Source organism: Streptomyces sp. NBC_00525 (assembly GCF_036346595.1).
Taxonomy (GTDB): domain Bacteria; phylum Actinomycetota; class Actinomycetes; order Streptomycetales; family Streptomycetaceae; genus Streptomyces.
The window spans coordinates 480,836-506,255 of sequence record NZ_CP107834.1; the positions used below are offsets into that span (position 1 = coordinate 480,836).

Genomic DNA, 25,420 nt, shown 5'->3' on the forward strand with positions numbered 1-25,420 from the left:
CGTTGTCCAGGGCCTATGCTCGTGCCCAAACTCTCCGGAAGCCCCCGCGGCAGCCGTCGCGACCCGCCGGACTGCCCGCACCGACGACAGGACAGCGCATCGTGGCCGAGACCGCCCGTCATTCCGAGCACCGCTACGGCAACCGGCCGACCATGAAGGATGTGGCCGCGCGGGCCGGGGTGGGCTTGAAGACGGTGTCCCGGGTGGTCAACAGCGAGCCCGGGGTCACCCCGGACACCGAGCGCCGGGTGCAGGAGGCCATCGAGGCCCTGGGCTTCCGCCGCAACGACAGCGCGCGCGTGCTGCGCAAGGGCAGGACCGCTTCCATCGGCCTGGTCCTGGAGGACCTCGCGGACCCGTTCTACGGGCCGCTGAGCCGGGCGGTGGAGGAGGTGGCCCGTGCGCACGGGGCACTGCTCATCAATGGTTCCAGCGCCGAGGACCCGGAGCGCGAGCAGGAGCTGGTGCTCGCGCTGTGCGCCCGCCGGGTGGACGGGCTGATCGTGATCCCGGCCGCCGACGACCACCGCTATCTGGAGCCGGAGATCAAGGCCGGGGTGGCGACCGTCTTCGTGGACCGTCCGGCGGGGCGGATCGAGGCGGACATGGTCCTGTCGGACAGCTTCGGCGGGGCCCGCGAGGGTGTCGCCCATCTGATCGCGCACGGCCACCGCCGGATCGGCTTCATCGGCGACCAGCCGCGCATCCACACCGCGACCGAGCGGCTGCGCGGCTACCACGCGGCGATGGCCGGGGCCGGGATAGCCGTGGCGGACTCCTGGGTATCGCTCGGGTCCACGGACCCGGACCGGGTCCGCGCCGCCGCCGAGGCGATGCTCTCGGGGCCGGAGCCCGTGACGGCGCTCTTCTCCGGCAACAACCGGGTGACGGTGACGGTGGTGCGGGTCCTGGCGGGCCGGGAGCGGCCTGTCGCCCTGGTGGGCTTCGACGACATCGAGCTGGCGGATCTGCTCGGCATCACCGTCATCTCCCAGGACGCGGCGGCGGTGGGCCGCACCGCCGCCGAGCACCTCTTCCGCCGGCTGGACGGGGCCGACCACAGCCCGGCGCGGGTGGAGCTGCCGACGCGGCTGATCGCGCGCGGCTCGGGCGAACTCCCCCCGGCCCCATAGGGGGCGGAGCGGCCGTTACGGGGCCGTCACGGTCAGGGTGCCGCGCCGCGGGGAGGCGAAGGCGTCGAGGTCCGCGCGGCTCAGCCCGGTCAGCCCGGTCACCTCGTCGGTGTCCAGCGCGCCGCAGTCGATGCCCCGGAGCAGATAGCCGCTGAGCGCCTTGGCGGTGGCCGGTTCGTCCATGACGTCGCCGCCCGCCTTGGCGGCGTACGCGGCGAGCCGGGACGCGGCCTGCTCCAGGCCCTCGCGGTAGAACGTGTAGACGGCCGCGTACCGGGTCGGCAGATGGGCCGGGTGCATGTCCCAGCCCTGGTAGTAGGCGCGGGCCAGGGCGCGCCGGGTGAGGCCGTAGTGCAGCCGCCACGCCTCGTGGACCCGCTCCGCGGAGCCCACGGGGAGCACATTGGTGGAGCCGTCCGAGACGCGTACGCCGGTGCCGGCGGCGGCCACCTGCATCACGGCCTTGGCGTGGTCGGCGGCCGGATGGTCGCTCGCCTGGTACGCGGCGCTGACGCCGACGCAGGCGCTGTAGTCGAACGTGCCGTAGTGCAGCCCGGTGGCGCGGCCCCGTGCCGCGTCGATCATGCGGGCCACGGCGGCGGTGCCGTCGGCGGCGAGGATGGACTGGCTGGTCTCGATCTGGATCTCGAAGCCGAGGCGCCCGGCCGGCAGCCCGTGCGCCTGCTCGAAGGCTTCGAGGAGGTGGACGAAGGCGGTGACCTGTTCGGGGTAGGTCACCTTGGGCAGGGTGAGGACGAGCCCTTCGGGCAGCCCGCCGGCCCGCATCAGACCGGTGAGGAAGATGTCGGTGGTGCGGATGCCCCGGTCGCGTACGGCCGCCTCCATGCACTTCATCCGGATGCCCATGTAGGGCGCCGCGGTGCCTCCGGCGTACGCCTCCGAGACGAGCCGGGCCGCACGGGCCGCCGTCTCGTCCTCCTCGGCGTCGGAGCGGGGCCCGTAGCCGTCCTCGAAGTCGATCCGCAGATCCTCGACGGGTTCGCGCTCCAGCTTGGCACGCACCCGGTCGTGGACGGGCCCGGCCAGCTCGTCCGGGATGCCGAGGACGGCGGCGAGGGCGGCCGCGTCGGGGGCGTGCTCGTCGAGCGCCTTCAGCGCCTGGTCGCCCCAGGCGCGCAGGGTGCCGGCCGTGAAGGCGTCGCCGGGTACGTAGACGGTGTGCACGGGCTGGCGGGTGCCGGGGTCGCCCGGGTAGCGGCGGGCGAGTTCGGCGTCCACCGCCGCGAGGGAGGCGCTGATCCCGTCGCTGACCGCTCCGGCGAGGCTCGTCGCCACCATCTCCTGCTGACCCATCGTCCGCACCCTCCACTTCGAAAGTTTCCGCTCCCCGGAATCAACAATCCGCATAGTGAAGCTATAGGGCTGTCGCATCGGCGTCAACGGTGACCGGAACGGCCGCGGGGCCGCACGGTGCGTTCACCGTGCGGCCCTGCGGCCGTTTGCTCGTACGCGCTCGGCGGCGATCAGCCCTTGCGGGTGTTGATCTCCTCGGTGAGCTGGGGCACGACGTCGAAGAGGTCGCCGACGACGCCGTAGTCGACGAGGTCGAAGATCGGGGCCTCGGGGTCCTTGTTGACCGCGACGATCGTCTTCGAGGTCTGCATCCCCGCCCGGTGCTGGATCGCACCGGAGATGCCCGACGCGATGTACAGCTGCGGGGAGACCGACTTGCCGGTCTGGCCGACCTGGTTGGTGTGCGGGTACCAGCCCGCGTCCACCGCCGCCCGCGACGCGCCCACCGCGGCACCCAGCGAGTCCGCCAGCGCCTCGATCACCGCGAAGTTCTCCGCACCGTTCACCCCACGGCCACCGGAGACCACGATCGCGGCCTCCGTCAGCTCCGGACGGCCCGTCGACTCACGCGGCGTACGCGAGAGCACCTTCGTGCCGGTGGCCTGCGCCGAGAAGGTGACCGCGAGGGTCTCGACGGCGCCGGCGGCCGCGGCCGGCTCGACCGGGGCGGAGTTCGGCTTGACCGTGATGACCGGAACACCCTTGGAAACACGGGACTTGGTCGTGTACGAGGCGGCGAACGCGGACTGCGTGGCGACCGGGCCCTGGTCGCCGGCCTCCAGGTCGACGGCGTCGGTGATGATGCCGGAGCCGATGCGGACCGCGAGGCGGGCCGCGATCTCCTTGGCCTCCGCGGAGGAGGACAGCAGCACGGCGGCCGGGGACACGGCGTCGAAGGCGGCCTGGAGGGCGTCCACCTTCGGTACGACGAGGTACTCGGCGAACTCGGAGGCGTCGGCCGTCAGCACCTTGACCGCGCCGTGCTCGGCGAGCACGCCCGCGGTGTCCGCGGCACCGTTGCCCAGGGCGACGGCGACGGGCTCGCCGATACGGCGGGCGAGCGTCAGCAGCTCCAGGGTGGGCTTGCGGACGGCGCCGTCCACGTGGTCGACATAGACGAGAACTTCAGCCATGGGACTTCAATCTCCTGCGTGTGCGAAGTAGGCGGGGGTGATGAGAGGGGGTGCCGGGGCTCAGATGAACTTCTGACCGGCCAGGAACTCGGCCAGCCGCTTGCCGCCCTCGCCCTCGTCCTTCACGATCGTGCCCGCGGTGCGGGCCGGACGCTCCGTCGCGGAGTCGACCGCGGTCCAGGCACCCGCCAGACCCACCTGCTCGGCGTCGATGCCCAGGTCGTCCAGGTCCAGGGACGTCACCGGCTTCTTCTTCGCCGCCATGATCCCCTTGAACGACGGATAACGCGCCTCACCGGACTGGTCGGTCACCGACACCACCGCCGGCAGCGACGCCTCCAGCTCCTCCGACGCACTGTCCCCGTCCCGGCGACCCCGCACCACACCATCGGCCACCGACACCTGCGACAGCAGCGTCACCTGCGGCACACCCAGCCGCTCCGCCAGCAGCGCCGGAACCACACCCATCGACCCGTCCGTCGACGCCATCCCCGAGACCACCAGGTCGTACCCGGTCTCCTCCAGCGCCCTCGCCAGCACCAGCGACGTCCCCAGCGCATCCGTCCCGTGCAGATCGTCGTCCTCGACGTGAACCGCCTTGTCCGCACCCATCGACAACGCCTTGCGCAACGCGTCCCGCGCATCCTCCGGACCCACCGTCAACACGGTGACCTCCGCGTCATCGGCCGCCTCCGCGATCTGCAACGCCTGCTCGACCGCGTACTCGTCCAGCTCCGACAGCAGACCGTCCACGTCCTCACGGTCCAACGTCAGGTCATCGGCGAAATGCCGGTCACCGGTCGCGTCGGGCACGTACTTCACACAGACAACGATCCTCAAGCTCACGCCGGCTCTCCTACTGCATCGTCATTTCCGGGCTGCCTTGTTGCACGCAGCATAGGCGCCTGATGGGGCGTTTTCCGGTCGGGGCGACCGACGCTCCGACCGTCATATTACTCGTCAGTACATCGATTGGGTGCTCCATGAGCAAGCGCTTGGCACTGTGATCTGCCCAACGCGCGCCGCTCCGGAACCACCGGCGGCGGATTCAGTCGCGCAGCGCCGTGAATCGGCCCTGGTGATAAAGGAGGGGGCGGCCACCGCCCACCGGGTCGCCCGCGGCCACCTCGGCGATCACGATGCGGTGGTCCCCGGCCGGAACACGCGCCACGACCCGGCAGACCAGCCACGCCAGCACGTCGTCGAGCAGCGGAACGCCTTCCGGCCCGCTGCGCCAAAAGGTGGACGGGCCGAACCGGTCTGCGCCGCTGCGGGCGAAGGTGGCGGCCAGTTCCCGCTGGTGCTCGGCGAGGATGTGGACGCCGACGTACTCGGCCGCGGCGATGACCGGCCAGCTGGAGGACGCGGTGCCCACGCCGAACGAGATCAGGGGCGGGTCGGCGGCCACGGAGTTGAGCGAGGTGGCGGTGAAGCCGACGGGCCGTTCGCCGTCGGCGGCGGTGATCACGGCGACTCCGGCGGCGTGCTGCCGGAACACCGAGCGGAGCAGGTCCGGGGAGGCGGTTCGCGGCGCGTCGAGTCCGGGTGATGCCGTCATGGAAAGATCCTTCTGCGCGTCGGGGGTGCTGCGGGGTCGTGGATGCTCAGGCATCCGGACAGCACGCGCCGGCGGTACGGGCGAGATCGATGTACGCCCGGCCATGGAGCAGGGGATCTGACGGCATAAGTGTCAGAGTGACGATTCACGGTGCGCGCAGTCAAGGGCGTCCCGGCAAGTGGGAGAAGCATCACGGTCCGTCACATCGCCTGCCCGAGGGCGGCGACGACATCGACGGTGCGGGGCTGCCCGACGCCCCGGCGCACGATCCGGCCCCCGGCGTCGAGGACCAGAACGGTCGGGGTCCGGTCGATCCCCAGGTCCCGTACGAGCCCGAGACGGGCTTCCGCGTCGATCTCCACATGCGCGACCCCCTCGACCATCCCGGCCACCTCCGCGAGGATGCGGCGCGTGGCCCGGCAAGGCTGGCAGAAGGCGGTGGAGAACTGGACGAGCGTGGCCCGCGCCCCCAGCTCCGCGCCGAGGCGCGCCGCGTCCAGCCTCTCCGTACGCGCCTGCCCGTCCACGGCCCGACCTCCTGTCAGAGTTCTCCGCAGAAGGTCAGCACCGATGGCGGCGCGGGCATTCCCGGCCGTCGTACGTGACGAGAATCTCGCCGCACGGGGCCGCCGGGACTGGCCACCGCGTGACCGTATGGTGCACGATCGCCCCAATGCCGAAAACCTACGGCTGCGTAACTTCCGCCGGGAGAACCCTCCGCGGGCGCTGAAGAAAGGGTCTTCCCCAGATGGCAGAACTCGTCTATCGGCCGGTCATCGGCGCCGCTCGCACGTTTTTCAAGGCGCTGGACCTGAAGATCGACAGTCAGGGTTCGGAGCACATCCCGAAGACCGGTGGCGCTGTTCTGGTCAGCAACCACATCAGTTATCTGGACTTCATCTTCAATGGCCTCGCGGCGCTCCCGCAGAAGCGCCTGGTTCGTTTCATGGCCAAGGAATCCGTTTTCCGGCACAAGGTCTCCGGTCCGCTGATGCGTGGCATGAAGCACATTCCCGTCGACCGCAAGCAGGGCGAGGAGGCCTACGCGCACGCGCTGGCCTCGCTGCGCTCCGGGGAGATCGTCGGGGTGTTCCCCGAGGCGACGATCTCGGAGTCCTTCACGCTCAAGAGCTTCAAGTCGGGCGCGGCGCGCCTGGCGCAGGAGGCGGGCGTTCCGCTGATCCCGATGGCGCTGTGGGGCACGCAGCGGCTGTGGACCAAGGGCCGGCCCCGTAACTTCAAGCGCAACCACATCCCGGTGACCATTCGCGTCGGCGAGCCGGTGGAGGCTCCCACCGACCAGTACGCGGGCGCGATCACGCGGCGGCTGCGCGAGCGGGTGCAGGAGCTGCTGGAGGCGGCGCAGCGGGCGTATCCGGTCCGGCCGAAGGACGCCGCCGACACCTGGTGGGTGCCCGCGCACCTGGGCGGTACGGCTCCGACGCCGGCCGAGGTCCGCGAGCGGGGCTGAAACGTCTCTCCGGGGCAATGTCTCTCCGGGGTACGGACGGGTCCGCACCCCGGAGAAAGTTCGAGGGGGCGGTCAGCCGGCCGCCATCTCCTCCTCGATCGCGAGGAGGAACGCGTCGACGTCCTCCTCGGTGGTGTCGAACGCGCACATCCAGCGGACGTCTCCGGCCCGCTCGTCCCAGAAGTAGAACCGGAACCGCTTCTGGAGGCGTTCGGTGACCGCGTGCGGCAGCCGTGCGAAGACGGCGTTGGCCTGGACGGGGTGGAGGATCTCCACGCCGTCGATCGCGCGCACGCCGTCGGCGAGCCGCCGGGCCATGGTGTTGGCGTGCCGGGCGTTGCGCAGCCACAGGTCGCCGGCGAGCAGTGCCTCCAGTTGTACGGAGACGAAGCGCATCTTGGAGGCGAGCTGCATGGACAGCTTGCGCAGGTGCTTCATGGCCCGGACGGCGTCGGGGTTCAGGACGACGACGGCCTCGCCGAAGATGGCCCCGTTCTTCGTGCCGCCGAAGGAGAGCACGTCGACGCCGACGGTGTTGGTGAACGTGCGCATGGGCACGTCCAGGGAGGCCGCGGCGTTGGCTATGCGGGCCCCGTCGAGGTGGACGGTCATGCCGTGGCCGTGCGCGTGCTCGCAGATGGCGCGGATCTCGTCGGGCGTGTAGACGGTGCCCAGCTCGGTGTTCTGGGTGATCGAGACGACCTGGGGCATGGCGCGGTGCTCGTCGTCCCAGCCGTACGCCTGCCGGTCGATCAGCTCCGGGGTGAGCTTGCCGTCCTCGGTGGGGACGGTGAGCAGCTTGAGTCCGCCGACGCGTTCGGGCGCGCCGCACTCGTCCACGTTGATGTGGGCGGACTCGGCGCAGATGACCGCGCCCCAGCGGTCGGTCATGGCCTGGAGCGCGACCACGTTGGCGCCGGTGCCGTTGAAGACGGGGAACGTGTCGGCGGTCGGCCCGAAGTGACTGTGCATCACCCGCTGGAGGTGGCCGGTGTAGTCGTCCTCGCCGTAGGAGACCTGATGGCCGCCGTTGGCGAGGGCGAGGGCGGCGAGGATCTCCGGGTGGGTCCCCGCGTAGTTGTCACTGGCGAATCCGCGTACCCGCGGGTCGTGATGGCGACGCGCGTCGGTCCTTACGGTTGCGGGGTCAGCCACAGGCGCTTTCCGTTCACTTCGGGGGCGGGCCGCTCCCAGACGCCGGCGATGGCATCGGCCAGTTCCTTGACGTCGGTGAAGCCCGCGAACTTCGCATTCGGGCGCTCGGCGCGCATCGCGTCGTGCACCAGTGCCTTCACGACCAGGATGGCAGCCGCGCTGCGGGGGCCGTCCTCGCCCCCCGCCTTGCGGAAGGAGTCGGCGAGCGCGAGGGTCCACGCCTCGGCGGCCGCCTTGGCGGCGGCGTAGGCGGCGTTTCCGGCGGTGGGCCGGGACGCGCCGGCGGCGCTGGTCAGCAGGAAGCGCCCGCGGTCGCTGCGCAGCAGGCAGTCGTGGAAGGCGAGCGAGGTGTTCTGCACCGTGCGGATGAGGAGCTTCTCCAGCAGCGTCCAGTCCGCCGGGTCGGTCTCGGTGAAGGTCGCGCTGCCGCGCCAGCCGCCGACGAGGTGGACGACGCCGTCGACGCGGCCGAACTCCTTCTCCGTCTTGGCCGCCCACTCGCGGGTGGCGCCGAGGTCGAGGAGGTCCACGGTGTCGCCGGTGACGGTGGCGCCGCCGTGGGCGTAGCGGGCCGCGTCCACGGCTTCGGCGAGGCGGGTGGGGTGGGAGTCGGAGGCGACGACGACGGCGCCCGCCTCGGCGAGCCGGAGCAGGGTGGCCCGGCCGGCCGGGCCGGCGGCTCCGGCGACGGCGACGACGGCGCCTTCGAGGGTGCCCCCCGTGTCGCCCGTGTTTGTTGCGTTCATGGCCTCCGCCTCCTTGGGACCTGTGCTCACGCGGCAGCCTTCCCCGCATCGGAGCCGGTGATGCCCTTGGCCGAGGCGATCACGCTCTTCAGCTTCTTGGAGAGGGCCTCATAGAACATGCTCAGGGGAAACTCGTCCGGAAGCACATCGTCCACGAGTTTCCGCGGCGGCTGGGAGAGGTCCAGGGCGTCCGGTCCCTTGGCCCAGCGGGAGCCGGGGTGCGGGGCGAGGTAGCGGGAGACGAGGTCGTAGGCCGCGAACCAGTGGACGAGCTTGGGGCGGTCGATGCCGTCGCGGTAGAGCTTCTCGATCTCGGCGCAGAGCTGGTTGGTGACCTGCGGGGCCCGCTCCCAGTCGATCCGCAGCTTGTTGTCGGTCCAGCGGACCACGTCGTGCTTGTGGAGGTAGGCGAAGAGGAGCTGGCCGCCGAGTCCGTCGTAGTTGCGGACGCGCTCGCCGGTGACCGGGAAGCGGAACATCCGGTCGAAGAGGACGGCGTACTGCACGTCGCGGCCGTGCGGGTTGCCCTCGGCCTCCAGCTTCACGGCCTCCTTGAAGGCGGTGAGGTCGCAGCGCAGCTCCTCCAGGCCGTACATCCAGAACGGCTGGCGCTGCTTGATCATGAAGGGGTCGAACGGCAGGTCGCCGTGGCTGTGGGTGCGGTCGTGGACCATGTCCCAGAGCACGAACGCCTGCTCGCAGCGCCGCTGGTCGCCGATCATCGCGCGGATGTCGTCGGGCAGGTCGACGCCGAGGAGTTCGACGGACGCCTCGGTGACGCGGCGGAAGCGGGCGGCCTCGCGGTCGCAGAAGATGCCGCCCCAGCTGAAGCGCTCGGGCGCCTCGCGAACGGCGATGGTCTCCGGGAAGAGCACCGCGGAGTTGGTGTCGTAGCCGGAGGTGAAGTCCTCGAAGGTGATCCCGCAGAACAGCGGGTTGTCGTAGCGGGTGGCCTCCAGTTCGGCGAGCCAGTCCGGCCAGACCATGCGCAGCACGACCGCTTCGAGGTTGCGGTCGGGGTTGCCGTTCTGGGTGTACATGGCGAAGACGACCAGGTGCTGGAGCCCGTCCGTCCGGTCCGCGGCCGGCTGGAAGGCCAGCAGGGAGTCCAGGAAGTCGGGGACGGCGAAGCCTCCGGCGACCCAGCGGCGCAGGTCCTGGACGAGGGCGCGGTGGTAGGCGGCGTCGTGCGGCAGGAGCGGGGACAGCTCGTCGACGGCGGCGATCACGCGTTCCACGGCGGCCTCGGCGAGCGCCGGGGTGGGCGCGCCCTCGGCGTCGAAGTCGATGGAGCCGTCCTTCGACTGCCAGGGGCGGATCTCCTCGACGGCATTCTTGAGCGCGGGCCACGCCGGGTGCTCGATCACCGGCGCGGCGGCAGCTATACCGCCGGATGTGGCGTCCTGCACAAGAATTTCCGTCATCACACTTCCTCCACGGGAGAACCTCGCGTCTCACCACCGTATCCACGTGCGGCTCCGCAGGACAAGTGGACCCCTGGAAATTATCCTGCCGACCCCCCATGGTCACCGTGGTTTTTCCTGTCGTACGCGCCTTCGGCGGCTCCTTCGCCGGGGGCGCGGCGCGCTCCGGGGGCGGCCCCCGTCCCTTCCCCGTCCGGTGCGCGCGGCGCATTAGGCTGCCGCCACGGTCATACCGGCGTGCGGTGCGGGCAGGAGCAGCGTGCGGGAACAGAGCGTCGACGGAAGCGAGCGTGCCTTGTCTCTTCTCACGATCGGTCATCGCGGGGCGGCCGGGATCGAGCCGGAGAACACCCTGCGCTCGTTCGTCCGGGCCGAGCGGGAGGGCGTCGACCTCATCGAGCTGGACCTGCATCTGAGCAAGGACGGCGCGCTGGCCGTCATGCACGACGCGGACGTGGACCGCACGACCGACGGCGAGGGCCCGATCGCGGAGAAGACGCTCGCCGAGCTGCGCGCGCTGGACGCGGGGCTCGGTGAGCGGGTGCCCGTCTTCGAGGAGGTCCTGGACGCGGTGCGGGCGCCGCTCCAGGCGGAGATCAAGGACGTGGCGGCCGCGCGCACCCTGGCGAAGGTGATGACCGGGCGCGGGCTCGTCGAGCGCGTCGAGGTGATCTCGTTCCACGACGAGGCGATCGCCGAGATCGCGCAGCTGGTCCCCGGCGTGCGGACGGCGCTCGTGGCCAGCCGGTGGGGCGGCGACCTGCTGGACCGCGCCGCGGCCGCCGGCGCCACCCGGCTGGTGCTGAACATCCGGCGGATCACGCTGGAGCTGGTCGAGAAGGCCCACGCCGAGGGGCTGACGGTGTTCGGCTGGACGGTCAACACGCAGCGGCAGCTGCGGCTGGCCGAGGGCCTCGGGCTCGACGGCGTGACCACCGACCATCCGGACATCCGCCGCGGGGGCGGCGCCGCCTAGGAGTGCCGGGCGGTCAGTGGTCGAGCGGTTTGATCAGCAGCTCGAAGGCGAGGTCGTCGCGCTGCGGGATGCCGAAGCGCTCGTTGCCGTACGGGAACGGGGACATCCGGCCGGTACGGCGGTAGCCCCGGCGCTCGTACCAGGCGACCAGTTCCTCGCGGAGGGAGATCACGGTCATGTGCATCTCGCGCACGCCCCAGCTCTCCCGGACGGTGCGCTCGGCCTCGGCGATGACCAGCTTGCCCAGGCCCGCGCCCTGGAGCGCGGGCCTGACCGCGAACATGCCGAAGTAGGCGGCCTCGCCCCGGTGCTCCAGCTGGCAGCAGGCGACGGGGGCGCCGCCCCGCTCCACCACGAGCAGCCTGCTCACCGGGCTCTCCACCACTTCGCGCACCCCCTGCGGGTCGGTGCGCTGCCCCTGGAGCAGATCGGCCTCGGTCGTCCATCCGGCGCGGCTGCTGTCGCCCCGGTACGCCGACTCGATCAGCTCCACCAGCGCGGGTATGTCCGCCTCGGTGGCGTCGCGGAAGGTCAGTTCTCCGGTGTCGCGGGGCGGGGCGGTGTCCATGGCGGGGCTTCTCCGAATCTGTGCGCGGGCGCTGCCGCAGCAGCGTAACTCCGCAGCCGGGGGTCGGTTCCGCGCGGACGCCGCCCGGCGCGTGCGCGGGCGTACGCGCCGGGCACGCGGCAAGGGCACCTCCGCCGCGCGCTCCCCCGTACCTCTGTGCGCCGCGTACGGGTCTCCGGCGCCGGGCATCGACTAGTCGACGCGATGTCGTTCGCCCAGGGGGGAGGGCCCGCTGTGCACGGACCGGCGACGTCCGGATGGCTGCTGATGACGTTGTGCGCGGTGACGGGCTCGTACTGCCTGCTGCGCACCCGTACGGGGAGCGAGGAGGAGCGCAGGACGGCACGGGCGGAGGCGCTGATGGGGTTCGGCATGGCCGCGATGGCCCTGCCGGCCGCCGCCGTCGCCCCGCCGGCCTGGGGCTGGGTGGTGTACGCGGCGCTGTTCGGGGTCGCGGCGCTGCGGGCCCTGTGGTTCGCCCGGCGCGGCGGCCACCATCTGCACCACCTGGTCGACTCGGTGGCGATGGTCTACATGGCGGTGGTGATGGCCGGTGCCGGGGGCGGCGGCCACGGGGGGCACGCGGGGCATGCGGCGGGGTCCGCCGGGGCGGCGGGCGGCCTGCCCCTGCTGACGGGGCTCCTCCTCGTCCACTACGCGGTGTACGTGCTGCGCTCGGGCGCCCGGCTGGTGCCGGTGGCCGCGGCGGCCGCGGGCGGCGGCCCGCCGCCGGCCTGGGGCGCGCGGCCCGAACTGGCGCTGGCCTGCCGGCTGACGATGGGCATAGCCATGTTCGCGATGCTGCTCACTCTGTGAGATGCGGCGGGCCGCCCGTCGTGGTGTACGTCACTTGACGGGCGGACGTGTACCCGTGCGTGGCACGGGCTCATAGGCTGACGCCATGTGGGTCTCCCTAGCGCTGCTGCTGCTCGGTGCACTGGCCGCCGTCGTGACCCCGCGCCTGATGGCGCGGGCCGCCTGGCCCGAGCGCGAACCCGTGGTGGCGCTGTGGGTGTGGCAGTGCGTGGTGGCCGCCGTGCTGCTCTCCTTCGGGCTCTCCATGACGTTCAGCGCCGCCGCCGCGTGGCAGGCCGTGCGCGGCCATGTCTTCGCGCCCGCGCCGCACGCCGTCGTCGAGGCGTACGCGCTCGCGGCGTACGGGCCGTGGTCGGCGGTGATGGCGGTACTGCTCGCCCTCGGCGGGGTGTGGACGGCCGCCATGCTGGCCCGCGAGATCCGCCGCGCGCATCTGCGGCGCGCGAAGCGGCGGGCCGAACTCCTGGTGCGCGCCCCGCTGATGCCCGGCGAGGAGCCCGGCAGCGGCCGGCTGGTGGTGCTGGAGGGCAACCGGCCGGACGCCTGGTGGCTGCCGGGGGCGGCGCCCCAGCTCGTCATCACCACGGCGGCGCTGGGCCGGTTGAAGGGCCGCCAACTCGACGCCGTGCTGGCCCATGAGCAGGGCCACGCGCAGGCCAGGCACGACTGGCTGCTCAACTGCTCGGAGGCGCTGGCCTCCGGCTTCCCGCAGGTGCCGGTGTTCGCGGCGTTCCGCAACGAGATGCACCGGCTGGTGGAGCTGGCGGCCGACGACGTGGCCTCGCGGCGCTTCGGCCGGCTGACGATCGCGCTGGCCCTGGTCGAACTCAACGAGGACCGGGGCGTGTTCGGGCCCTGCCCCACCGCCGACGCGGAGCTGCCTCAGCGGGTGAACCGGCTGCTGGCCCCGGCGGGCCGGCTCCCGGCCGCGCGGCGGCTGCGGCTGACCGCGGCGGCGGCCCTGGTCCCGGTCGTCCCGCTCCTGGTGGCGTTCGTTCCGGGGCTCAGCGCGCTCAAGTAGCCCGGCGCCACCCGCTGCCGGCATGACCCGCTCCGGCCGCTTCCGGCTCCCCGGCGTGCTGCGATGGCCGTACGGGGTGCCCTTCGGCGAGGATCGTGCCATGCACATTCCGCTGCTCTCCCCCGTCGCCCCCGTCCGTGCCGCCTCGTCCCTCGCCCGGACCGGGGCCGTGTGCGCGGTGCTCGGCGGGGCGGTGACGGCGCTGGTCGTCGCCCGGTGGCGGCCGCTGACGGAACGGGACCACGAGATCGCGGAGGCGCTGCACCGGCGGGCGGTGACCGAGCCGGGCCTCGTCCACGCGAACCGGCTGCTGACGGACTGGCTGTGGGACCCGTGGGCCTTCCGCGCGCTGATCGCCGTCGTGGTGGTGGGCCTGTGGTGGCGCGGCGCCCGGTCGCTCGCGGTCTGGGTCGCGGCGACCACCCTGCTCTCGGCGCTGGTCCAGCAGGGCGTCAAGGCCGCCGTGGGCCGGGAGCGGCCGCACTGGCCGGACCCGGTGGACACCGCCTCGTACGCGGCCTACCCGTCCGGGCACGCGATGACGGCGACGGTGAGCTGCGGGCTGCTGCTGTGGCTGCTGCGCCGGTCCGGGGCCGCGCCCGGAGCGCGGCGGGCCGCCGGGGTGGCGGCGGCCGTCTCGGTGCTCGGGGTGGGGCTCACCCGGGTGTATCTGGGCGTGCACTGGCCGTCCGACGTGCTGGGCGGGTGGCTGCTCGGGGCCGCGCTGGCCGCCTTCGCGGTGTACGGATACGAGCGGTGGGAGGCCGCCGCTCCCGGACGCGGCGACCGTGCCGCGCGGCCGGGGCGTACCGGGGCCTGAGCGAGCGGGGGCGTTCCGGAGAGCCTGAGCGAGCGGGGCCGGGGGCGGTCGTGGCCGGGGCAGGGCACCCTTGCCCGGCGTGTGTCCGTCGGCAAGGATCGGTGCCATGCCGATCAAGGGTGTCCTCTTCGACTTCTCCGGGACGCTGTTCCGGATCGAATCCGTCCGTTCCTGGCTCGCCGCGACGCTCGCCGAGCGGGGGGTGACCGTGGACGAGGCCGCGTTCAAGCGGTACGCGGCGGAGCTGGAGGCCTACGGCGCGCTGCCGGGCGGGGCCAATCCGCAGCGGATGCCCGGTGACCTGGCGGAGGGCTGGGAGCACCGCGACGAGAGCGCGGAGCTGCACCGCGCGGTGTACACGGGTCTGGCCCGCCAGGTCGCGCTGCCCGACCCGGGTCTGTACGACGCGCTGTACGACCGCCATCTGACCCCGGACGCCTGGCGCCCCTACCCGGACGCCGCGGAGGTGCTCGCGGGGCTGCGCGGGGCCGGGGCGCGGATCGGGATCGTCAGCAACATCGGCTGGGACCTGCGGCCCGTCTTCCGGGCGCACGGGCTGGACCGGTACGTGGACGCGTATGTGCTGTCCTTCGAGCACGGTGTGCAGAAGCCGGACGTCCGCCTCTTCCGTACGGCGTGCGCGCTGCTGGGGCAGGAACCGGCGGACGTGGTGATGGTGGGCGACAACCGGGATGCGGACGGCGGGGCTGCCGCGCTGGGCTGCGAGGTGCGTTTCGTACGCCATCTGCCCGTGGCGGAACGGCCCCACGGACTGCGGGAGCTCGGACTTGCCGAGAAGGTTGCTTGAGACACATGTGAGAGATGTCCCTGACGTGCAATGGGTCGGATTGTCACATCGTGGCCTTAGCCTGTAGGCATGTCCCCGACTCCCTGCCCGTCCGATTCCGTACGCCCCGCAGCCGTGGTGAATGAAGACATTCGCGACCTGTGGCGGCGTTCGGGCGGTCACCTGTCCCCGGAGGACGAGGAGCAGTATCAGCGGCTGCTCGTCGAGTGGGCCGCCGCGACCGGGGGCAGCGACAGGCCGGCCGCCTGAACGGGGCGCGTCCCGGCTCCGGCGATCCCCTGCGTCGCCGGAACCGGTTCGGGTGGGGGTACAGCATGTCCCGTCCCGGCTGATCGGTCAATCAAGGACCGGGGGAAGCACAGGGGCCGGCAGGAGCCCGGCGGGTCAGCGTTCGCCGAGGCGGGCGGCCTGGCGGGCCGCCGCTTCCAGGACGCGGTCGAGCAGTCCGGGGAAGAGCGCGTCGAGGTCGTCCCGGCGCAGCCCGTTCATCTTGGCGGTGCCCCGGTAGGTCTGCCGGACGATGCCGCTCTCGCGCAGCACCCGGAAGTGGTGCGTGGTGGTGGACTTGGTGACCGGAAGGTCGAAACAGGAACAGGTCAGCTCGTCCTCGGCGGCGGCCAGTTCGCGCACGACGCTCAGCCGGACCGGGTCCGAGAGAGCGTGCAGGACGGTTTCGATCCTGATGTCGTCGCGGGCCGGGTGGGGCAGGGTGCGCGCGCCCGCTGCCGGTTCGGTGGTGCTGGCAGGGGTCACGGTCGCTCTCCGCATCGTCGCTCCGTCCGGAACCCCCATACTACGAGACTCGTCGTAGTTCGACGACGCGAAGGACCGGAGGCATATAGGTCAGGAACTGTCCTGATGAATGTCTAGCGTAGGACTGTGGCCGGACGACGGGAACCGGCCCCAGCGGGAGGCGCAGCCATGACGAGCACGGCCGGTATCCGGGAGAACGCCGAGACCTTCACGAGCGCCGCACACCTGGAGAACTGGCTGGCGGAGCACCACGCCGACAGCGCGGGGGTCTGGATGCGGATCGCCAAGCGGAACTCGGGCGTGGCGTCGGTGACCGTCGACGAGTACACCGACGCGCTGCTCTGCTACGGCTGGATCACCGGGCAGCGCAAGTCCTGCGACGAGGTGTACTACCTCCAGCGGATCACGCCCCGCCGGCCGCGCAGCGTCTGGTCGCTGGTCAATGTGGAGAAGGCCGAGGCGCTCATCGAGGACGGCCGGATGCGTGCCCCCGGCCTCGCCGAGATCGAGGCGGCCCGTGCGGACGGGCGGTGGGAGGCCGCGTATCCCTCGCAGAGCCGGGCCACCGTGCCCGCCGACCTCGCCGAGGCACTGGCGGCGGACGAGGTGGCGGGCCGCTTCTACGCGGGGCTCGGCAGGTCCGACCGTTATCTGGTGCTCCTGCGGCTGATGACGGCCCCGTCGCCGGAGGTCAGGGCGGCGCGCCTGGACCGGGCGGTGGCGGCCATGGCGCAGGGCCGCAAGGCCGCCTGAGCCGCCCGGTCAGATGGCGTAGCCGTACTGGACGGGGGCGTGCACCGTGCCGTTGAGGGCGCGGGCCGCGTCGCGGGCCCAGGAGGGGCTGCGCAGCAGTTCGCGCCCGAGGAGCACGGCGTCGGCGCGGCCCTCGGTGAGGATCTTCTCGGCGTGCTGCGGGTCGGTGATGAGGCCGACCGCCGCCACCGGCAGCGAGGTCTCCCGCTTCACGCGCTCGGCGAACGGCACCTGGTAGCCGGGGCCGGTCTCGATGCGGGCGCGGGGCGCGTTGCCGCCCGTGGATACGTCGAGCAGGTCGACTCCGTGGTCGCGCAGCAGCGCGGCGAGCCGTACGGTCTCGTCGGCGGTCCAGCCCTCGCGCTCGTCCTCGGGGTTCTCGGTGAGCCAGTCCGTCGCGGAGACGCGGAAGAAGACCGGCAGGTCCTCGGGCCACACCTCGCGCACCGCGTCCACGATCTGGAGGGCGAGGCGGACGCGGTTGTCGAAGCCGCCGCCGTACTCGTCGGTGCGGCGGTTGGTGTACGGGGAGAGGAACTGGCCGATGAGGTAGCCGTGGGCGCCGTGCACCTCGGCGACCTGGAAGCCCGCGTCGAGCGCGCGGCGGGCGGCCTCGCGGAAGTCGTCCACGACGCCGGCGATCTCCTCGCGGGTCAGCTCGTGCGGGACCGGGTGGCCGTCGTCGAAGGGGATCGGGCTGGGGGCGACCGGGGTCCAGCCGTGCGCCTCGGGGCCGACCGGGCCGCCGCCGGTCCAGGGCGCCGCGGTGGACGCCTTGCGGCCGGCATGGGCGAGTTGGATACCGACGACCGAGCCCTGCGCCTTGACGAAGTCGGTGATCCGGCGGAACGCGCGGACCTGGGTGTCGTTCCAGATGCCCAGGTCGGCCGGGCTGATCCGGCCCTCCGGGCTGACGGCAGTCGCCTCGGTGAGGATCAGGCCGGTGCCGCCGGTGGCGCGGGCCGCCAGGTGCGTGAAGTGCCAGTCGTTGGGCACGCCCGCCTCCGGACCCTCCGGCGCGGCGCTGTACTGGCACATCGGCGCCATCCACACCTTGTTGGGCACGACAAGCGACCTGATGGTGAGGGGCTCGAAGAGGGCACTCACGACGGACTCCGTTTCGCCGGTTACGGAAGAATCGCTAGTACGATACATCCCGTAGTACGACGCTCGTCAAATTACGATGAGTCTCGTATGAGTGAGTGCCCGTGCGTCTCCGGCCGTGTGCGCCGGGTTCAGCGCGGTTTGAGCGGGTACGAGCTGCGGCCGGCCGCGTCGTCGATCTCGTCGTGTGCCTTGGTCAGCAGCTTCATCGCCAGTTCGTTGAGCGCGCGGGCTCCGGCGATCTCCTCCCCCACGCGCGGCTGCTCGGCGTCCGAGGGGTGGCGGCTGGCATAGCCGTGCGCGCGCACCTCCTGTCCGTCGGAGAGCCGCACCAGGGCGGCCGCGCGGGTCCGATGGGTGTCCTCCTCGAATTCCAGCTCGATGTGCCAGCCGACTGCGGTCCGGGTCATGGCGCTTCACCTCCGGAAGGGGTCTCCCTCCAGGGTGCGCCTCCCGCGCTCCGGGCGCGCGGGCGGGCCGGGGCGGGCCGCCGGGGGTTGCTCAGGCCCCGGCCGCCCGGCCCCGGCGGCGCAGCGTGATGCGGGCGTCCGCGTCGTACATCTGGTTCCAGCCGCGACCGGAGCCGGACGACCAGGTGACGTGGGTGGTGTTCCCGTCGGTGCGGACGGCCTCCACCGTCATGGCGCGCTCCCCGTCCCGCACGTCGCCCCGGCGCAGTGCGTCCGCCCGGACGGTGACCGGGTCCGCCGGACTCCGCTCGGCCTCGTCCGCCGCGAGGCCGAGCGCGGCCGCCAGTTGCCGGGCGCGCGCCGGGGCGCAGACGAAGGAGAGCGTGCCCGAGGGGGTGGAGACGGTGATCTCGACCTCCGCGCCGGCGGGGGCGGCCTCCAGGGTTCCGGTCCGCTCGTGCTCGTTCGTCATCGCTGCGCACCCTTCCGCGTTCCGGGCCCCGGCTCGGTCCGGCCGGTGGGGTCGACCCTCCAGAATTTCAGCACATGCGCACCGCTCAGTGCCGGCCCCTGGCGCCCGCGGCGAGCATGAGGTCGTCGCGCATGGCGCTGTAGGCGGGCTTGGCCCGGTAGTTCTCGTCGAAAATGTTGGCCGCGCCCTCGCCCTCGAAGGTGTCGGGCACCCAGGAGTACTTGTCGGTGAAGCCCCACACCGTGAAGTCGGTGCACTTGGGGGTGAGCAGGCAGCCGCGCAGCAGGACGTCGTAGCCCTCCGCCTGCGCCTCCTGCTTCGTGCTGTCGGAGGGCATCGGGATGCGGACGTCGGCCTCGGTGATCGCGGTCTCCAGGCCGAGGTCGTCGAACCGCCTCATGTTCTCGGTGATGTCGTGCGGGGCGTTGTACTGGACGGAGAGGTGGCCCTGGATGCCGACGCCGTCGATCGGCACGCGCTGTTCGCGCAGCTCGGCGACCAGGTTGTAGAGGGCGGTGCTCTTCGCGTTGACGCCCTCGATGTTGTAGTCGTTGATGTACAGCTTCGCCTTGGGGTCGGCCTGGTGGGCCCAGCGGAAGGCGTCGGCGATGTAGCCGGGGCCGAGGGCACGCAGCCAGATGCTGTCGCGCAGGGTGCCGTCCTCGTTGAACGCCTCGTTGACGACGTCCCACTGCCAGATCCGGCCCTTGAAGTGGCGGGCCTCGTCGGTGATGTGCTTGCGGAGGATGTCCCGCAGCTCGCCGGGGGTGAAGTCGCCACCGGTGAGCCAGGCGGGCAGCTGGTTGTGCCAGAGCAGGGTGTGTCCGCGTACGAGCTGACCGTTGGCGCGGGCGAAGTCCACCAGTTCGTCGGCGGCCTTCCAGTCGTACCGGCCCCGGCTGGGCTCGACGACCTCCCACTTCATGACGTTCTCGGCGGTGACGGAGCCGAACTCGGTCGCGGCCTTGGCGCGGTAGGGCGCGTCGTCCGCCAGGGCCGCCATGTCCACGGCGGTGCCGATGCGCACGCCGGCGCGCTCGCCGAGGGCGCCGAGGGTGGTGGCCCGCTTGTCCTGGTGGCCGCGGCCCTGGTCGCCGTGGGCGAAGGCGTTGATGGTGCAGGGTGCGAGCAGCGCCGCGGCGGCGGTGCCGACGAGAACGGCCTTGATTGGCTTGCGCATGACAGATGAACCCTTCCGGAAGGCGCACGGCCCGGTTCCCGGAGGCGGGCCGGGTCGCGTACGCGGGTGTGGGTGCTTCGAAAGTTTCGTGGAACCTCCCGTACCACCGGCGGGCCGGTGGTACGGGAGGGTGGGAGACCCGGCCGGTCAGCCCTGTACGGGGGCTGCCGCGGTCACGGGTTCGACCAGGGCGTCGCACACCAGCCGGCGCCGGTGGTCGAGGGTGCGCTCGGGCCCGGTGAGCCGCAGGTGCACGGTGTGCCGGACGTCGGCGGCGCCGCTGGACGTGGCCAGCCGCAGTTCCAGCGCGCCCGGCTCCACGACCCGCCGGCCGCCGATGCCGGTGAAGGACACCAGGTCGGCGTGGAACCGGAAGCGCACCCGCGCCGCCCCGCCCGCCTCCAGCGGCACCCGCGCATAGCCGATGAGCCGGGTGTCGGGCCGGGTCGTCTGGGCGACCGGGTCGTGCACGTACAGCTGGACGACCTCGGCGCCGGCCCGGCCCCCGGTGTTGCGGACGGTCAGCTCGATGTCGGCGGACCCGTCGGTCGGGATCTCCGCCGGCACCGGGGCGCCGGGCTCCCAGCCGAAGGAGGTGTACGTCAGCCCGTGGCCGAACGGGTACAGCGGCGTCGGGTCCAGGTTGCTGACCCCGTTGGCGAGCCCGAGCGGCGGCTGCAGATACGTCCAGGGCTGGCCGCCGGGCAGGCGCGGCACCGACACCGGCAGCCGGCCCGAGGGCCCGACCCGGCCGGAGAGCACGGCGGCGAGCGCCGGGCCGCCCTCCTCACCGGGGAAGAACGCCTGCACCACAGCGGCGGCGCGGTCCGCCCAGCGGCCGAGCGCGTACGGCCGGCCGGTCACCAGCACCAGGACCACCGGGGTGCCGCTGTCCAGCAGCGCGTCGAGCAGTTCGCCCTGCACACCGGGCAGCGCCAGGTCGTCGGCGTCGCAGCCCTCGCCCGAGGTGCCGCGCCCGAACAGCCCGGCCCGGTCGCCGAGCACCGCGACGCACACGTCCGCGTCGCGGGCCAGGTCCACCGCCGCCGCGAAGCCGGAGGTGTCGTCGCCGTCCACCTCGCAGCCGGGTGCGCCGGTCACCGCGGCGTCCGGGAACTCCCCGCGCACCGCTTCGAGCACGGTGGGGATGTCGATGCCCATCGCGGTCTCGGGGTGCAGCACGCCGACGTGGCTGGGGAAGGAGTAGCAGCCGAGCATGGCCAGCGCGTCGTCGGCGCGCGGCCCGACGACCGCGATCCGCCCGGTGCCGGTGAGGGGCAGGGCGCCGTGCGGGTTGGCGAGCAGGACGACCGCCTGTTCGGCGAGTTCGCGGGCGAGGGCGCGGTTGCGCGGCGGGTCCAGGTCGATGGTCTCGCGGGCCTGCTCCGGGTCGGTGTCCCGCAGGAGCTCCGGCAGCGGGCTCCAGTCGGGGTCGAGCAGCCCGAGTGCGCACTTCTGGAGCAGGACCCGGCGCAGCGCCCGGTCCACCAGTTCCTCGGGGACCGTGCCGTCCAGGACGGCGGCGGCGAGGGCGTCGCCGTAGCTGCGGACGGTGGGCAGTTCGACGTCGACGCCGGCCCGCAGCGCGAGCCGGGCGGCGTCGGCGCGGCCCTCGGCGACCTTGTGCAGGGTCTCCAGGAAGCCGATGGCGAAGTAGTCGGCGACGACGGTGCCCTCGAAGCCCCAGGTGTCGCGGAGCAGTCCGGTGAGCAGGGCGGGGTCGGCCGCCGAGGGCACTCCGTCGATCTCGGCGTAGGACTGCATGACCGAGCGCGCGCCGCCCTCGACGAGCGCCATCTCGAAGGGGGGCAGGATGACGTCGGCGAGTTCCCTGGCCCCGGCCCGGACCGGCGAGAGGTTGCGGGCGCCGGCCGATGCCGCGTAGCCGGCGAAGTGCTTGAGGGTGGCGACGATGCCGGCGGACTCCAGGCCGCGCACATAGGCGGTGCCGATGGTGGCGACCAGGTAGGGGTCCTCGCCGATGGTCTCCTCGACGCGGCCCCAGCGCAGGTCGCGGACCACGTCCAGGACCGGGGCGAGGCCCTGGTGGATGCCGACGGACCGCATGTCGCCGCCGATGCGGTGGGCCATCTCGGTGATCAGGTCCGGGTTCCAGGCCGCGCCCCAGGAGAGCGGTACGGGGTAGGCCGTGGCGCCCCAGGCGGTGAAGCCGGCGAGGCATTCCTCGTGGGCGAGGGCCGGGATGCCGAAGCGGCCGGCGCCGGCGATGGCCCGCTGGGCGCGGGCGAGCGAGATCGCGCCGACCGCCGGGTCGACGGGGGCGGTGCCGAAGGGGCGGGTCAGCTGGCCGAGGCCGCGCGGGATCAGCGTGTCCCAGTCGATCGCGTCGACCATCTCGTTCTGGTGCGGGGCGACCCCGTCCCCGTCGGCGTCGGCGCCCACCCAGATTCCGTACAGCTGGGCGGTCTTCTCCTGGAGGGTCATCCGGGAGACGAGGTCGGCCACGCGCTCCTCGGGGGCGAGCGCGGGGTCCTGCCAGGGGCCTTCGACGGCGGTGGCCGCGTCGGTCCTGCGGGCGTGCGGAACAGGGGGGTTTGCCATGGCGGCGGGGAATCCTCTCAAGAGTGCGGTGGTACGCGGCGGCATGGGTGCGCTACTTGCCGCCCACCCCCATCAGTCCGTTGACCAGTGCCTTCCGTGCCACGAGGTACACGGCGAAGATCGGTACGACGGAGAGCACGATCGCGGCGAGCACGGCCGGGATGTTGACCCCGAACTGGGACATGAAGTTGAAGAGGCCGAGGGTCAGCACCCGCTGCTCCTCCGACTGGGTCAGGATCAACGGGAACAGGAAGCCGTTCCAGGCCTGGAGCGCCGTGTAGATCGCGACCGTGCTGATGCCCGCCTTGGACATCGGGATCGCCAGCTGCCACAGCATCCGCAGCGACGAGGCGCCGTCGAGCGCCATGGCCTCGTACATCTCCTCGGAGACGTCGCGCATGGTGCCGCTGAGGATCAGCACCGCCACCGGCATCGCGAACGCGGCGGTCGGCAGGATGATGGCCGGCAGGCTGTCGTACAGGCCCATCTTGGTGATGAGCAGGTAGAGCGGCACGATCACGGCCTGGGCGGGGATGGCGACGCCGAGCAGGAAGGTGCGGAAGGCGAGACCGGAGAGCCTGCTGCGGGTGCGTACCGCGACGTACGCGACCGGGATCGAGAGGACCAGCACGATCGCCGTGGTCGCCACGGCGACGATCGCCGTGTTGGAGAGCATCGTGGAGAAGCCGCTGTCCAGCACCGTGCGGTAGTTGTCGAGCGTCGGGTCGGTCGGGACGGCCAGCGGATCGCCGTTCAGCGCCTCGTCCTGGTGCATCAGCGAGGAGGAGACCAGCGTGTAGAGCGGGACGATCACGAGCACGAGCCAGACCAGCGAGCCGAGGCCGGCCAGCGGGTTGCCCCACTTGCGGCGGCGCGCGGCGGTGGCCGGGCGGGTGCGGGTCAGGGGCCGTGCGGGGCGCGCCGCGGGGCGGGTGTCGATCGACATCGCGTCACATACCTTCCCGGGTGGAGCGCATGTTCCCGAAGCCGCTGAAGCGGACGAGGATCAGCGAGATCGCGGTGGCCACGACGACGAGGGCGGTCGCGATCGCGGCGGCGTACCCGAGGTCGTAGGTCTGGAAACCGGTGCGGTACATCAGGTACGGCAGGATGGTGGTGTCGGTGCCGGGGCCGCCCTTGGTCATGATCAGTACGGTGTCGAAGTAGGTCAGCGAGCCGACGATCATCAGGACCGACGAGGTGGTGATGGTGTTGCGCAGCTGCGGCAGGGTGATGTGGAAGAACTGCCGGAACATCCCGGCGCCGTCGATCTCGGCGGCCTGGTAGAGGACCTGCGGGATCTGCCGGGTGCCGCCCTGGTAGATCAGGGTGTGGAAGGGCATGAACTGCCAGCCGCCGACGAACGCCACGGTGAGCAGGGCGCCGGTGGACGAGCCCATGATGTTCGGGTCGATGCCGAACCAGGGGCCGATCTCCTTGATGACACCGAAGTTGGGGTCGAGCAGCGCGTGGAACAGCATCGCGATGGCGGTGGTGGAGAGCAGCAGCGGGACGAAGAAGATCGCGGAGAGCACGGCGCGGCTGCGCTGCCGGCCGGCCGCCCAGACGCCGAGGAGCAGGGCCACCGGGGTCTGGAAGACCCAGCTGATGGTGGTGAGGAGCAGGCTGAGCCAGGCGGCCTGGCGGAACTCGGGGTCCTTGAAGAGCCGGGTCCAGTTGGCCGTGCCGGCGGAGGTCGGGGAGTTCAGCCCGTCCCAGTGGCAGAAGGAGAGGTACACGGCGATCGCCAGCGGGACGATCGCGAAGAGGGCGAAGAAGAGGATGCCGGGCAGCGCCCAGGCGACCGGCGGGCGGCCGACGTTTCCGACGGCCGCCTTCCGTCCTCCGCGCACCTTCGGTGACGAGGAGACGTGGGACATCGTTACTTGACGGCCTTCATTGCGGCGACGAACTGCTCGGGCGTGGACTTGCCGGCGAACAGCTTGCTGATCTCGGTGAGCAGCGGGGTGGCGATCTTCGACTCCAGCGCCTGGTCCCACGACAGGGTGAAGTCGGGGGCCTTCTGGACCATCTCGTACTGGTCGGTGGCGAACTGCGGGTTCGGCGACCCGCTCAGCATGGAGGCGGCGTTGGAGGTGGTGGGCACGTCGCCGTTGTCGACGAGGGCCTGGGCGTAGGACTTGGACGCCATGGTCTTGAGGAAGGCTATGGCCTCGTCCTTGTGCTTGGTGCGGGCGTTGACCGACCAGTAGTTGGTGGGGTTGCCGACCACGTCGGCCGGGTCGCCGACGCCGCCGGCGACGGTCGGGAAGCTGGTCCAGCCCAGGTCCTTCTTGGCGAACTCGGGCGCCTTGCCGAGCTGGGTGGAGTACTCCCAGGAGCCCATCAGGTGCATGGCCGCCTTGCCCTTGTTGAGCAGGGTGGGCGCGCCGCCGTTGCCGTAGTCGACGGAGGTGAAGTTCTCGCCGAACGCGCCGTCGTCGACGAGCTGCTTGACGGTCTGCGCCGTCTTGAGGACCGCCGGGTCGCCCCAGGCGGAGCTGTCGCCGTTCTGGATCTTGCGGAAGACGTCGGGGCCGCCGATCCGGTCGAGCAGGTACTCCATCCACATCAGCTCGGGCCACTTGTCGGAGCCGCCGAGCGCGAAGGGGGTGATGCCCTTGCCCTTGAAGGTCTTGATGGCCTGCTGGAGGTCTTCCCAGGTCGTGGGGACCTTGACGTCGTTCTCGGCGAAGAGGGTCTTGTTGTAGAAGAGCATCACGGGCTGCATCCCGCGCATCGGGACGCCGTAGATCTTCCCGTCGAGGCTGCCGGCGGTGACGATCGAGGGGAGGAAGCCGTCCTTGAGGGTGGCGTCGTTCTTGAACGTGGACGTGAGGTCCACGAGCTGGCCGGCGTCGACGTACGGCTTGATGGAGCCGCCGCCCCAGTTGAAGAAGATGTCGGGGGCGCTCGGGGAGCCCATGGCGCTGCGGAGCTTGTTGACATAGTCCGTGCCGGGTACGGAGACCAGCTTGACCTTCACGTCGGAGGTCTTGTTGAACTCCTCCACCGCGGCCTTCTGGACCTTCACGGCGTCGTCGCCGTAGACGTACGCGGTCAGCGTGCCGCCGTCCCCGCCGCTGCCGCCGTCCGACCCGCAGCCCGCCAGGACCCCTGCCATGACCATGGCCGCGCCGACCGCGGTCCATCTCGCCGCGCGCTTGCCCTGAGTGAAAATTCCCGACCGCATGACCGCACCTCTGTCGAATCTTTCGGAGTTGCTTACGAATGTTGCCGGAA

General features: G+C 72.0%; 28 protein-coding genes. 9 read left to right on the top strand and 19 right to left on the bottom strand.

What is annotated here, in order from left to right:
• The first annotated feature begins 101 nt into the window (after positions 1–101).
• Positions 102–1,133, top strand: coding sequence for a LacI family DNA-binding transcriptional regulator (locus tag OG710_RS02025; protein WP_330237810.1), 1,032 nt, complete (start codon positions 102–104; stop codon positions 1,131–1,133).
• A gap of 15 nt (positions 1,134–1,148) precedes the next feature.
• Here OG710_RS02025 and OG710_RS02030 read toward each other — a convergent pair whose 3' ends face one another.
• The 6 genes from OG710_RS02030 to OG710_RS02050 form a co-directional block, all read right to left on the bottom strand.
• Positions 1,149–2,447 carry a DUF6986 family protein gene (locus OG710_RS02030; protein ID WP_330237811.1) on the bottom strand — a complete coding sequence of 433 codons (1,299 nt, stop codon included), beginning with the start codon at positions 2,445–2,447 and terminating at the stop codon, positions 1,149–1,151.
• A gap of 170 nt (positions 2,448–2,617) precedes the next feature.
• Positions 2,618–3,580, bottom strand: coding sequence for an electron transfer flavoprotein subunit alpha/FixB family protein (locus OG710_RS02035; protein ID WP_330237812.1), 963 nt, complete (start codon positions 3,578–3,580; stop codon positions 2,618–2,620).
• A 60-nt stretch (positions 3,581–3,640) separates the two neighbouring features.
• Positions 3,641–4,426 carry an electron transfer flavoprotein subunit beta/FixA family protein gene (locus OG710_RS02040; RefSeq protein WP_330237813.1) on the bottom strand — a complete coding sequence of 262 codons (786 nt, stop codon included), beginning with the start codon at positions 4,424–4,426 and terminating at the stop codon, positions 3,641–3,643.
• 202 nt (positions 4,427–4,628) lie between these two features.
• The gene (locus OG710_RS02045) at positions 4,629–5,138 is read right to left on the bottom strand and encodes a flavin reductase family protein (protein WP_330237814.1); all 510 of its coding nucleotides are present in this window, start codon (positions 5,136–5,138) and stop codon (positions 4,629–4,631) included.
• A gap of 46 nt (positions 5,139–5,184) precedes the next feature.
• Positions 5,185–5,265 carry a putative leader peptide gene (locus OG710_RS31245; protein WP_353961631.1) on the bottom strand — a complete coding sequence of 27 codons (81 nt, stop codon included), beginning with the start codon at positions 5,263–5,265 and terminating at the stop codon, positions 5,185–5,187.
• 73 nt (positions 5,266–5,338) lie between these two features.
• Complete coding sequence (locus OG710_RS02050) at positions 5,339–5,665, bottom strand: TlpA family protein disulfide reductase (RefSeq protein WP_330237815.1); 327 nt, start codon at positions 5,663–5,665, stop codon at positions 5,339–5,341.
• 221 nt (positions 5,666–5,886) lie between these two features.
• On the opposite strand from OG710_RS02050, the gene OG710_RS02055 reads away from it, so the two are divergent.
• Positions 5,887–6,609 carry a lysophospholipid acyltransferase family protein gene (locus tag OG710_RS02055; protein ID WP_330237816.1) on the top strand — a complete coding sequence of 241 codons (723 nt, stop codon included), beginning with the start codon at positions 5,887–5,889 and terminating at the stop codon, positions 6,607–6,609.
• 72 nt (positions 6,610–6,681) lie between these two features.
• On the opposite strand, the gene OG710_RS02060 is transcribed toward OG710_RS02055, so the two are convergent.
• The 3 genes from OG710_RS02060 to OG710_RS02070 are packed head-to-tail and all read right to left on the bottom strand — an operon-like array spanning position 6,682 to position 9,934.
• A complete protein-coding gene (locus OG710_RS02060) occupies positions 6,682–7,764 on the bottom strand; it encodes a threonine aldolase family protein (protein ID WP_330237817.1) in 1,083 nt (360 codons plus the stop codon).
• The gene (locus OG710_RS02065) at positions 7,743–8,510 is read right to left on the bottom strand and encodes an SDR family NAD(P)-dependent oxidoreductase (RefSeq protein ID WP_330237818.1); all 768 of its coding nucleotides are present in this window, start codon (positions 8,508–8,510) and stop codon (positions 7,743–7,745) included. The genes OG710_RS02060 and OG710_RS02065 overlap by 22 nt, the downstream gene beginning before the upstream one ends.
• 26 nt (positions 8,511–8,536) lie before the next feature.
• A complete protein-coding gene (locus tag OG710_RS02070; RefSeq protein ID WP_330237819.1) occupies positions 8,537–9,934 on the bottom strand; it encodes a DUF6421 family protein in 1,398 nt (465 codons plus the stop codon).
• 295 nt (positions 9,935–10,229) lie between these two features.
• On the opposite strand from OG710_RS02070, the gene OG710_RS02075 reads away from it, so the two are divergent.
• Positions 10,230–10,910 (top strand): glycerophosphodiester phosphodiesterase, encoded by a 681-nt coding sequence (locus OG710_RS02075; protein WP_330237820.1) that lies wholly within the window; start codon positions 10,230–10,232, stop codon positions 10,908–10,910.
• A gap of 13 nt (positions 10,911–10,923) precedes the next feature.
• Here the strand turns inward: OG710_RS02075 and OG710_RS02080 are convergent, their stop codons facing one another.
• Complete coding sequence (locus tag OG710_RS02080) at positions 10,924–11,478, bottom strand: GNAT family N-acetyltransferase (protein ID WP_330237821.1); 555 nt, start codon at positions 11,476–11,478, stop codon at positions 10,924–10,926.
• A gap of 234 nt (positions 11,479–11,712) precedes the next feature.
• Between OG710_RS02080 and OG710_RS02085 the strand changes: the two genes are divergently transcribed.
• The 5 genes from OG710_RS02085 (at position 11,713) to OG710_RS02105 (ending at position 15,192) form a co-directional block, all read left to right on the top strand.
• Positions 11,713–12,294: a DUF5134 domain-containing protein gene (locus OG710_RS02085; protein WP_330237822.1), complete on the top strand. Its 582-nt coding sequence runs from the start codon at positions 11,713–11,715 to the stop codon at positions 12,292–12,294.
• Positions 12,295–12,379: 85 nt separating this feature from the next.
• A complete protein-coding gene (locus tag OG710_RS02090) occupies positions 12,380–13,315 on the top strand; it encodes a M56 family metallopeptidase (protein WP_111334627.1) in 936 nt (311 codons plus the stop codon).
• A gap of 100 nt (positions 13,316–13,415) precedes the next feature.
• Positions 13,416–14,135: a phosphatase PAP2 family protein gene (locus tag OG710_RS02095; RefSeq protein ID WP_330242131.1), complete on the top strand. Its 720-nt coding sequence runs from the start codon at positions 13,416–13,418 to the stop codon at positions 14,133–14,135.
• A 106-nt stretch (positions 14,136–14,241) separates the two neighbouring features.
• Positions 14,242–14,943 (top strand): HAD family hydrolase, encoded by a 702-nt coding sequence (locus OG710_RS02100; RefSeq protein WP_330237823.1) that lies wholly within the window; start codon positions 14,242–14,244, stop codon positions 14,941–14,943.
• A 69-nt stretch (positions 14,944–15,012) separates the two neighbouring features.
• Positions 15,013–15,192: a hypothetical protein gene (locus tag OG710_RS02105; protein ID WP_239227799.1), complete on the top strand. Its 180-nt coding sequence runs from the start codon at positions 15,013–15,015 to the stop codon at positions 15,190–15,192.
• Between the two features lie 135 nt (positions 15,193–15,327).
• On the opposite strand, the gene OG710_RS02110 is transcribed toward OG710_RS02105, so the two are convergent.
• Positions 15,328–15,696 (bottom strand): ArsR/SmtB family transcription factor, encoded by a 369-nt coding sequence (locus tag OG710_RS02110; protein ID WP_241989903.1) that lies wholly within the window; start codon positions 15,694–15,696, stop codon positions 15,328–15,330.
• Between the two features lie 168 nt (positions 15,697–15,864).
• Between OG710_RS02110 and OG710_RS02115 the strand changes: the two genes are divergently transcribed.
• Positions 15,865–16,449 (top strand): YdeI/OmpD-associated family protein, encoded by a 585-nt coding sequence (locus tag OG710_RS02115; protein ID WP_330237824.1) that lies wholly within the window; start codon positions 15,865–15,867, stop codon positions 16,447–16,449.
• A gap of 9 nt (positions 16,450–16,458) precedes the next feature.
• Here the strand turns inward: OG710_RS02115 and OG710_RS02120 are convergent, their stop codons facing one another.
• The 8 genes from OG710_RS02120 to OG710_RS02155 form a co-directional block, all read right to left on the bottom strand.
• Entirely contained in the window at positions 16,459–17,556 is a 1,098-nt protein-coding gene (locus OG710_RS02120) for an NADH:flavin oxidoreductase/NADH oxidase (RefSeq protein ID WP_330237825.1), read from the bottom strand.
• A 128-nt stretch (positions 17,557–17,684) separates the two neighbouring features.
• Positions 17,685–17,963, bottom strand: a complete 279-nt coding sequence (locus OG710_RS02125) for a DUF1876 domain-containing protein (protein WP_018106227.1) — start codon at positions 17,961–17,963, stop codon at positions 17,685–17,687.
• A gap of 91 nt (positions 17,964–18,054) precedes the next feature.
• Positions 18,055–18,435 carry a hypothetical protein gene (locus OG710_RS02130; RefSeq protein ID WP_330237826.1) on the bottom strand — a complete coding sequence of 127 codons (381 nt, stop codon included), beginning with the start codon at positions 18,433–18,435 and terminating at the stop codon, positions 18,055–18,057.
• A gap of 85 nt (positions 18,436–18,520) precedes the next feature.
• Positions 18,521–19,615, bottom strand: coding sequence for an endo-1,4-beta-xylanase (locus tag OG710_RS02135; RefSeq protein ID WP_330237827.1), 1,095 nt, complete (start codon positions 19,613–19,615; stop codon positions 18,521–18,523).
• 147 nt (positions 19,616–19,762) lie between these two features.
• Positions 19,763–22,177, bottom strand: a complete 2,415-nt coding sequence (locus tag OG710_RS02140) for a glycoside hydrolase family 3 N-terminal domain-containing protein (protein ID WP_330237828.1) — start codon at positions 22,175–22,177, stop codon at positions 19,763–19,765.
• Between the two features lie 52 nt (positions 22,178–22,229).
• Positions 22,230–23,123 (bottom strand): carbohydrate ABC transporter permease, encoded by an 894-nt coding sequence (locus tag OG710_RS02145; protein ID WP_330237829.1) that lies wholly within the window; start codon positions 23,121–23,123, stop codon positions 22,230–22,232.
• Between the two features lie 4 nt (positions 23,124–23,127).
• On the bottom strand, positions 23,128–24,057 hold the full coding sequence (locus tag OG710_RS02150) for a carbohydrate ABC transporter permease (protein WP_093710026.1): 930 nt from the start codon (positions 24,055–24,057) through the stop codon (positions 23,128–23,130).
• 2 nt (positions 24,058–24,059) lie between these two features.
• Entirely contained in the window at positions 24,060–25,307 is a 1,248-nt protein-coding gene (locus tag OG710_RS02155; protein WP_330242132.1) for an extracellular solute-binding protein, read from the bottom strand.
• Between the last annotated feature and the right edge of the window lie 113 nt (positions 25,308–25,420).

Excerpts from the sequence above, each read along its gene's own strand:
- OG710_RS02135 (WP_330237827.1), bottom strand. The coding sequence starts at position 19,615 with ATGCGCAAGCCAATCAAGGCCGTTCTCGTCGGCACCGCCGCCGCGGCG.
- OG710_RS02125 (WP_018106227.1), bottom strand. The coding sequence starts at position 17,963 with ATGACCCGGACCGCAGTCGGCTGGCACATCGAGCTGGAATTCGAGGAG.
- OG710_RS02130 (WP_330237826.1), bottom strand. The coding sequence starts at position 18,435 with ATGACGAACGAGCACGAGCGGACCGGAACCCTGGAGGCCGCCCCCGCC.
- OG710_RS02115 (WP_330237824.1), top strand. The coding sequence starts at position 15,865 with ATGACGAGCACGGCCGGTATCCGGGAGAACGCCGAGACCTTCACGAGC.
- OG710_RS02150 (WP_093710026.1), bottom strand. The coding sequence starts at position 24,057 with ATGTCCCACGTCTCCTCGTCACCGAAGGTGCGCGGAGGACGGAAGGCG.
- OG710_RS02035 (WP_330237812.1), bottom strand. The coding sequence starts at position 3,580 with ATGGCTGAAGTTCTCGTCTATGTCGACCACGTGGACGGCGCCGTCCGC.
- OG710_RS02090 (WP_111334627.1), top strand. The coding sequence starts at position 12,380 with ATGTGGGTCTCCCTAGCGCTGCTGCTGCTCGGTGCACTGGCCGCCGTC.
- OG710_RS02145 (WP_330237829.1), bottom strand. The coding sequence starts at position 23,123 with ATGTCGATCGACACCCGCCCCGCGGCGCGCCCCGCACGGCCCCTGACC.
- OG710_RS02030 (WP_330237811.1), bottom strand. The coding sequence starts at position 2,447 with ATGGGTCAGCAGGAGATGGTGGCGACGAGCCTCGCCGGAGCGGTCAGC.
- OG710_RS02065 (WP_330237818.1), bottom strand. The coding sequence starts at position 8,510 with ATGAACGCAACAAACACGGGCGACACGGGGGGCACCCTCGAAGGCGCC.
- OG710_RS02105 (WP_239227799.1), top strand. The coding sequence starts at position 15,013 with ATGTCCCCGACTCCCTGCCCGTCCGATTCCGTACGCCCCGCAGCCGTG.
- OG710_RS02080 (WP_330237821.1), bottom strand. The coding sequence starts at position 11,478 with ATGGACACCGCCCCGCCCCGCGACACCGGAGAACTGACCTTCCGCGAC.
- OG710_RS02095 (WP_330242131.1), top strand. The coding sequence starts at position 13,416 with ATGCACATTCCGCTGCTCTCCCCCGTCGCCCCCGTCCGTGCCGCCTCG.
- OG710_RS02155 (WP_330242132.1), bottom strand. The coding sequence starts at position 25,307 with ATGGTCATGGCAGGGGTCCTGGCGGGCTGCGGGTCGGACGGCGGCAGC.
- OG710_RS02070 (WP_330237819.1), bottom strand. The coding sequence starts at position 9,934 with ATGACGGAAATTCTTGTGCAGGACGCCACATCCGGCGGTATAGCTGCC.
- OG710_RS31245 (WP_353961631.1), bottom strand. The coding sequence starts at position 5,265 with ATGCCGTCAGATCCCCTGCTCCATGGCCGGGCGTACATCGATCTCGCC.
- OG710_RS02045 (WP_330237814.1), bottom strand. The coding sequence starts at position 5,138 with ATGACGGCATCACCCGGACTCGACGCGCCGCGAACCGCCTCCCCGGAC.
- OG710_RS02140 (WP_330237828.1), bottom strand. The coding sequence starts at position 22,177 with ATGGCAAACCCCCCTGTTCCGCACGCCCGCAGGACCGACGCGGCCACC.
- OG710_RS02055 (WP_330237816.1), top strand. The coding sequence starts at position 5,887 with ATGGCAGAACTCGTCTATCGGCCGGTCATCGGCGCCGCTCGCACGTTT.
- OG710_RS02100 (WP_330237823.1), top strand. The coding sequence starts at position 14,242 with ATGCCGATCAAGGGTGTCCTCTTCGACTTCTCCGGGACGCTGTTCCGG.